We start from the raw sequence: 7,168 nt of genomic DNA, 5'->3' as shown, positions 1-7,168 counted from the left end.
AGCAAAGAGGGCAATTAGAAGCTTACTTTCATTATTTAAAATCGTATTCTTCCCGTTAAAAAAGATAGGTTTGTCTAATTCGATAGGCGTATGTTATATGGCTTATCGCTGTATTGTTTCAACCTTGCATTTTGCAATCTTCGAATCCCATATCCATGTCTGAAGACTAAGATTAAAAAAATAGCATTGAATTTCAGTGTGTTTAAGGATGCGTTAATAAATAGTTCACAATAAGTTTGCGGGAGATATGTAAAGAGCTTACCTTTGCAGTCGCAATTAGAGATAAGAGCGGCGCAGAAGCAGTAAAGATGACATAAACTATAAAGATTCTCAAAAAATAAATATAAATTTTATTTGCGAGTATTGATAAAAAGTTTTACTTTTGCAAACGCAAATCGAGATAGATTAGCAAGCGTAGGAGTAGAGTATAAGATGTGTGATGATGATTATTATGGCTAAGAAAAATAGTAATAATAAGAGTTGTGTATATCGGAAAAAGTTTTTACTTTTGCACTCGCAAATCAGGGACGACTGACAGAGAAGATTCCTGATAGAAAAGCGAGAAGAATATAGATCATTGAAATAACATATAACAACCAAGTAAGGAAAAAAAACCAAAGCGTCAATTTTAGGATTGAGTAGAGTTTAAGGACAAACCAACATACAATGGAGAGTTTGATCCTGGCTCAGGACGAACGCTGGCGGCATGCTTAACACATGCAAGTCGAGCGATGAAGCTCCTTTCGGGAGTGGATTAGCGGCGGACGGTGAGTAACGCGTGGGTAACCTGCCCTCATCAAGGGGGATCGCCTTTCGAAAGGAAGATTAATACCGCATAAGATTGTACATACCGCATGGTACAGCAATTAAAAGGAGTAATCCGCTATGAGATGAACCGCGTCGCATTAGCTAGTTGGTGAGGTAACGGCTGACCAAGGCGACGATGCGTCGCCGACCTGAGAGGGTGATCGGCCACATTGGGACTGAGACGCGGCCGACTCCTACGGGAGGCGGCGTGGGAGGATGTTCCGCGATGGGGAGACCCCTGATGCAGCAACGCCGCGTGAGTGATGACGGTCTTCGGATTGTAAAGCTCTGTCTTCAGGACGATCATGACAATCTTATAAGGAGGAAGCCACGGCTAACTAGTGCCAGCAGCCGCGGTAATTCGTAGGTGGCAAGCGTTGTCCGGATTTACTGGGCGTAAAGGGAGCGTAGGTGGATATTTAAGTGGGATGTGAATGCTTCAGGCTCTTAACCTGGGTGCTGCAGCTTCCAAACTGGATATCTGGTGCAGGAGAGGAAGGAGAATTCCTAGTGTAGCGGTGAAATGCGTAGAGATTAGGAAGAATACCAGTGGCGAAGGCGCCTTTCTGGACTGTAACTGACACTGAGGCTCGAAAGCGTGGGGAGCGAACAGATGATACCCTGGTAGTCCACGCCGTAAACGATGAATACTAGGTGTAGGGGTTGTCATGACCTCTGTGCCGCCGCTAACGCATTAAGTATTCCGCCTGGGGGAGTACGGTCAGCAAGATTAAAACTCAAAGGAATTGACGGTCGGCACAAGCGGTGGAGCATGTCGTTTAATTCGATGCAACGCGAAGGGAAGCCTCCTAAGGCTTGACATGGGAATTGACAGGTTTAGTAATGGAGCTATCTTCGGACAATTGGGAGGAAGACAGGTGGTGCATGGTTGTCGTCAGCTCGTGTCGTGAGGTGTTGGGTTAAGTCTGCAACGAGCGCAACCCTACTGTCACTAGTTGCTCACGTTTAGTTGAGCGCTCTTCGTGAGACTGCCTCGGGTACCGAGTAGGGAGGGAGGTGGGGGATGACGTCAAATCATCACGGCCCTTACGTCTAGGGCTACACACCGCTGCTCAATGGTCGGTACAATGGGACGCTACCACGCGACTGGATGCGAATCTATAAAGCCGTTCTCAGTTCGGATTGGAGGCTGAAACTCGACTCTTAATGAAGCTGGAATCGCTAGTAATCGCAAATCAGGCATGGCGCAGTGGATACGTTCCCGGGCCTTGTACCACCGCCAAGTCACACCATGGAAGTTGGGGTAGCTGAAGTCGTTGAGCGTGACGGGGAGGCTGCGCCTAAGGTAAAACAGGTGAGCGATTGGGCTGAAGTGGTAACAAGGTAGCCGTACCGGAAGGTGCAGCTGGAACATCTCATTTTAGAGCGTCTTTAAGACGAAAACCGTACAAGTCATTAAATTGACAACAACTCCTTAGACAAAACTACAAGTTTTCGTTTTTTTATCGGTTGGATATATAAAAAAGATAAACCCACTAGAAATTAGTATAGGGAAGAGATTTGGAAAAAGAAGTTAGAGAATTAGAAGTTAGAAATTCGTCTAACCTTTATTATCTAAAATCTAACATCTAAAACGAAGTCTCGTAGCTCAGCTGGTTAGAGCGCTACACTGATAATGTAGAGGTCGGCAGTTCGAGCCTGCCCGAGACTACTAATTGGAATAGAGGTTAGAGGTCAGAATTTAGAAGTTAGATATATGCGTGAGCAAAAGTATAAGATCTAAATCTAGTATCTAACATCTTAACTAGAGGGGGAATTAGCTCAGCTGGCTAGAGCGCCTGCCTTGCACGCAGGAGGTCAAGGGTTCGACTCCCTTATTCTCCACAGTTTTAGGAGTTTGATTTAAAAGTTACGATTGGAGCCAAAAACAACAATTGTTCATCAGACAAATAAGAAGAAAACAAAGATCATTGACATTAACGGTAAAGACATCACAAAGAGAAAACCGAGCGCAAACAAGCGCTTGAGTAACCAATAGGAAAGAAATCGTTAAGGGCGTATGGCGGATGCCTAGGCTTTCAGAGGCGAAGAAGGACGTGGTAAGCTGCGAAAAGCTGCGGGGATCGGCACACACGAATTGATCCGCAGATGTCCGAATGGGGCAACCCGTCTGGTTGAAGACCAGTCATCTTGATGTTTACATTGAGAAGCAAACCCGGAGAACTGAAACATCTAAGTACCCGGAGGAAAAGAAATCGAAGAGATTCCGTAAGTAGTGGCGAGCGAACGCGGATTAGCCCAAAAGTCTTTATATATTTAGAAGAATGTTCTGGAAAGAACAGCCGTAGACGGTGATAGCCCGGTATTCGAAAGGTATATTTAGATGATAAATGAGTATGGCGGGACACGTGAAATCCTGTCTGAATATGGGGGGGCAATCCTCCAAGGCTAAATACTCCTGAAAGACCGATAGTGAACAAGTACTGTGAAGGAAAGGTGAAAAGCACTTCGAATAGAAGGGTGAAATAGAACCTGAAACCGTACGCCTACAAGCGGTCGGAGCTCACAAGTTGAGTGACGGCGTGCCTTTTGCATAATGAGCCTACGAGTTAATGTTACTAGCGAGGTTAAGGACTTCAGGTCCAGAGCCGGAGCGAAAGCGAGTCTGAATAGGGCGCTTAGTTAGTAGTATTAGACGCGAAACCTTGTGATCTACCCATGGGCAGGTTGAAGCTTTGGTAACACAAAGTGGAGGACCGAACCGGTTGACGTTGAAAAGTCTTCGGATGACTTGTGGGTAGGGGTGAAAGGCCAATCAAACTGGGAGATAGCTCGTACTCTCCGAAATGCATTTAGGTGCAGCGTCGTATATAAGTTTATTAGAGGTAGAGCTACTGATTGGATGCGGGGGAGTCAAATCCTACCAATTCCTGACAAACTCCGAATGCTAATAAATGTTCTACGGCAGTGAGGGCATGGGTGCTAAGGTCCATGTCCGAGAGGGAAAGAACCCAGACCAACAGCTAAGGTCCCAAATATATGTTAAGTTGAAATAACGCGGTTGGACTGCATTGACAGCTAGGATGTTGGCTTGGAAGCAGCCATTCATTTAAAGAGTGCGTAACAGCTCACTAGTCGAGCGGTCCGGCATGGATAATAATCGGGCATAAACATATTACCGAAGCTATGGATTTATACCTTAGGGGTATATCTGGTAGGAGAGCATTCTATTTGCGCCGAAGCAGTATCGTGAGGTATTGTGGAGCGGATAGAAAAGAAAATGTAGGCATAAGTAACGATAAAGGGGGCGAGAAACCCCCTCACCGAAAGACTAAGGTTTCCTCAGCCATGCTAATCAGCTGAGGGTTAGTGGACCTAACGCGAACCCGAACGGGGAAGTGGATGGACAATGGGTTAATATTCCCATACTTGCTCACACTAAAAAGGGGACGGAGTGCCGTACTTACTGGAGACTGACGGAATAGTCAAGACCTAGCCTTCGGGCGAAGTTGTTGTAAGGAAAGCGCTTCCAAGAAAAGCCGAAGTGAAGCAACCCGTACCAAAACCGACACAGGTAGTCGAGGAGAGAATCCTAAGGTGCTCGAGTGAGTCGTGGCTAAGGAACTAGGCAAAATAGTCTCGTAACTTCGGAAGAAGAGACGCCAACAGCAATGTTGGCCGCAGTGAAGAGGCCCAGGCGACTGTTTATCAAAAACACAGGACTCTGCTAAATCGAAAGATGCTGTATAGGGTCTGACACCTGCCCGGTGCTGGAAGGTTAAGGAAGGGCGTTAGCGTAAGCGAAGCGTTTGACTGAAGCCCCAGTAAACGGCGGCCGTAACTATAACGGTCCTAAGGTAGCGAAATTCCTTGTCGGGTAAGTTCCGACCTGCACGAATGGTGTAACGATCTGGGCACTGTCTCAGCCACGAGCTCGGTGAAATTGTAGTATCGGTGAAGATGCCGATTACCCGCAATGGGACGAAAAGACCCTGTGAACCTTTACTATAACTTCGTATTGACTTTGAGTAAGTAATGTGTAGGATAGGTGGGAGACTTTGAAGCAGGCACGCTAGTGTTTGTGGAGTCAACGTTGAAATACCACCCTTTACTTACTTGGAGCCTAACTTCTTTTAGAAGGACATTGCGTGGTGGGTAGTTTGACTGGGGTGGTCGCCTCCAAAAGAGTAACGGAGGCTTTCAAAGGTACCCTCAGCACGCTTGGTAACCGTGCGTAGAGTGTAATGGCATAAGGGTGCTTGACTGTGAGACCAACAAGTCGATCAGGTGCGAAAGCAGGACATAGTGATCCGGTGGTTCCGTATGGAAGGGCCATCGCTCATAGGATAAAAGGTACTCCGGGGATAACAGGCTAGTCTCCCCCAAGAGCTCACATCGACGGGGAGGTTCGGCACCTCGATGTCGGCTCGTCACATCCTGGGGCTGGAGAAGGTCCAAGGGTTGGGCTGTTCGCCCATTAAAGTGGCACGCGAGCTGGGTTCAGAACGTCGTGAGACAGTTCGGTCTCTATCTATTGCGGGCGTTAGAAGTTTGAGCGGACTTGACTCTAGTACGAGAGGACCGTGTTGAACAAACCTCTGGTGTATCAGTTGTACCGCCAGGTGCACCGCTGAGTAGCTACGTTTGGAAGAGATAAGCACTGAAAGCATATAAGTGCGAAACTCGCCGCAAGATTAGACTTCTTTTAAGGGTCGTGGGAGATGACCACGTTGATAGGCTATAGGTGTAAAGGCAGTAATGTCATAGCCAAGTAGTACTAATTACCCGTAGATTTATAGCCTATTGTAAAGCGCAAGTTTGCGCGCCAAAGGTTTTGTCTTTGTGAACGTTTTTATCGATAAACATAGTTTTTAGTTTTTAGTGTATTGTTTTTAGTATGAATGCTAAATAGCCAACACTAAATACCCAAAACTAAAATATACCTTATTTAGGGTGGTTTTAGCAGAGGGGCTCACCTGTTCCCATTCCGAACACAGAAGTTAAGCCCTCTAGCGCCGATGGTACTGCTAACGCGGGAGAGTAGGTCGCCGCCAGTTTTTTTAAAGCTCAATCATTTAGTTGATTGAGCTTTTTTTTGGTCCATACTTTTGAAAAAGACGAAAGAAATGTGACGATGTGACGATGAGAGGATTGGGTGATGTGATGTGTTGATGGGAGACTTTAGAATGTATGCTAAAGTTAAAGATTGGATAAATTTGATTCAATTCTTAAACTTATTGACTGCTCATTGTAAAAATCATAAATTGGTATTATTATTGTTAAGCAATCGATTAATAGACATTTATGAAAAAACACGTATCAAAAAACTATTTATTGTTGTTATTTATTCTTTTATCCTTTTGGGCTTGTAAAAAAGAAGAAGTTGATAAGTCAATAGATGATAATACATCTGCTTCAGAAGATATTATTATAAAGGATTCTATCATAAAAAAGGAGAATGATAGTGTAAAAGTTGTTATAAAGAAATCAATTCCGCCAGCTGAGCAAGAGTTTGGATTCTATAATGCTTTTATTTTCCCAAAAGATAAAAAAGATAAAGATTCTATTTTTTCTATTTTCAATAAAAAGTACAACGAGCAGGAGCAATATGCTATCTATGCACTTAATAGACTCGATGTAAAAAATAGATTAAAAGCAGATACATTAGTAGTCCCAAAGGTAATTGATACAAGTCTTATGGACTATTCTCCTTTCCCTAAGCAGCTGGATATCTTAAGCCCAGTTAATAAATTTGTTGTTTTTTCTTATCCGATACAAGCATATGGAGTATACAATAATGGAACTTTAGTCAAATGGGGTCCTACAAGTATGGGGAAAAAAACTTCAAAAACTAAAACAGGACTTACCTTTGCAAATTGGAAGAAAGAATTAGCCATATCTACAGTTAAGAGTGAATGGAAATTACCCTATAATTTTAATATTTTTAATATGGATGGTATAGGATGGCACGAGTATGAATTACCAGGTTATCCAGCCTCACATTCATGTCTACGATTACTGAAAAATGATGCGATATGGTTATATTCTTATGCAGATACTTGGATTCTTAATCCAGGAGGCGCTACGACAAAGGCAAAAGGTACAGCAGTCTTAGTTTATGGCGATTATCCTTGGGGGAAGCGCAGACCATGGAAAAACCTTCTTCAAGATCCCAGCTCTAATAATGTTTCTGTAGAAGAAATGACAACGATGCTTCAACCAAAAATTGAGTTGATTATAAAAGAACAAAATAATCGTATAAAAGTTTCAGATTCTATAAAAACCGCTAGATCTATAGCATCAAAACAAAAATTAGAAAACTAAACTAATTATATTAATACTTTCTTCAGTATATAGATAGAATCCTTCCGTTAAAATAGATGCGCCTGTCTAATTGATA

1 protein-coding gene, 2 tRNA genes and 3 rRNA genes are annotated in these 7,168 nt (G+C 43.7%); all 6 read left to right on the top strand.

The genetic code is table 11. From position 1 onward, the window contains the following. Nucleotides 1-663: 663 nt before the first annotated feature. The 6 genes from ACQQ6V_RS00030 to ACQQ6V_RS00005 all read left to right on the top strand — a co-directional run bounded on the left by ACQQ6V_RS00030 (nt 664) and on the right by ACQQ6V_RS00005 (nt 7,092). Nucleotides 664-2,189 (top strand): 16S ribosomal RNA (locus ACQQ6V_RS00030). 216 nt (nt 2,190-2,405) lie between these two features. Then, nucleotides 2,406-2,479 (top strand) — tRNA-Ile (locus ACQQ6V_RS00025). Between the two features lie 99 nt (nt 2,480-2,578). Beyond that, nucleotides 2,579-2,652: transfer RNA gene (locus ACQQ6V_RS00020), tRNA-Ala, on the top strand. A gap of 155 nt (nt 2,653-2,807) precedes the next feature. Then, a 23S ribosomal RNA gene (locus ACQQ6V_RS00015) occupies nt 2,808-5,569 on the top strand. A 148-nt stretch (nt 5,570-5,717) separates the two neighbouring features. Beyond that, nucleotides 5,718-5,825, top strand: a 5S ribosomal RNA gene (gene rrf, locus ACQQ6V_RS00010). The 16S, 23S and 5S rRNA genes sit together here with 2 tRNA genes alongside, the layout of an rRNA operon. A 247-nt stretch (nt 5,826-6,072) precedes the next feature. Further along, complete coding sequence (locus tag ACQQ6V_RS00005) at nt 6,073-7,092, top strand: L,D-transpeptidase (RefSeq protein ID WP_448843559.1); 1,020 nt, start codon at nt 6,073-6,075, stop codon at nt 7,090-7,092. Nucleotides 7,093-7,168 lie beyond the last annotated feature (76 nt).

This window comes from Chryseobacterium electrogenes (assembly GCF_053553015.1).
This window is presented reverse-complemented; position numbering and strand designations above follow the sequence as displayed.

What these genes read in the sequence shown, in the direction of transcription:
- ACQQ6V_RS00005 (WP_448843559.1), top strand. Translation starts at nt 6,073, where the DNA reads ATGAAAAAACACGTATCAAAAAACTATTTATTGTTGTTATTTATTCTT.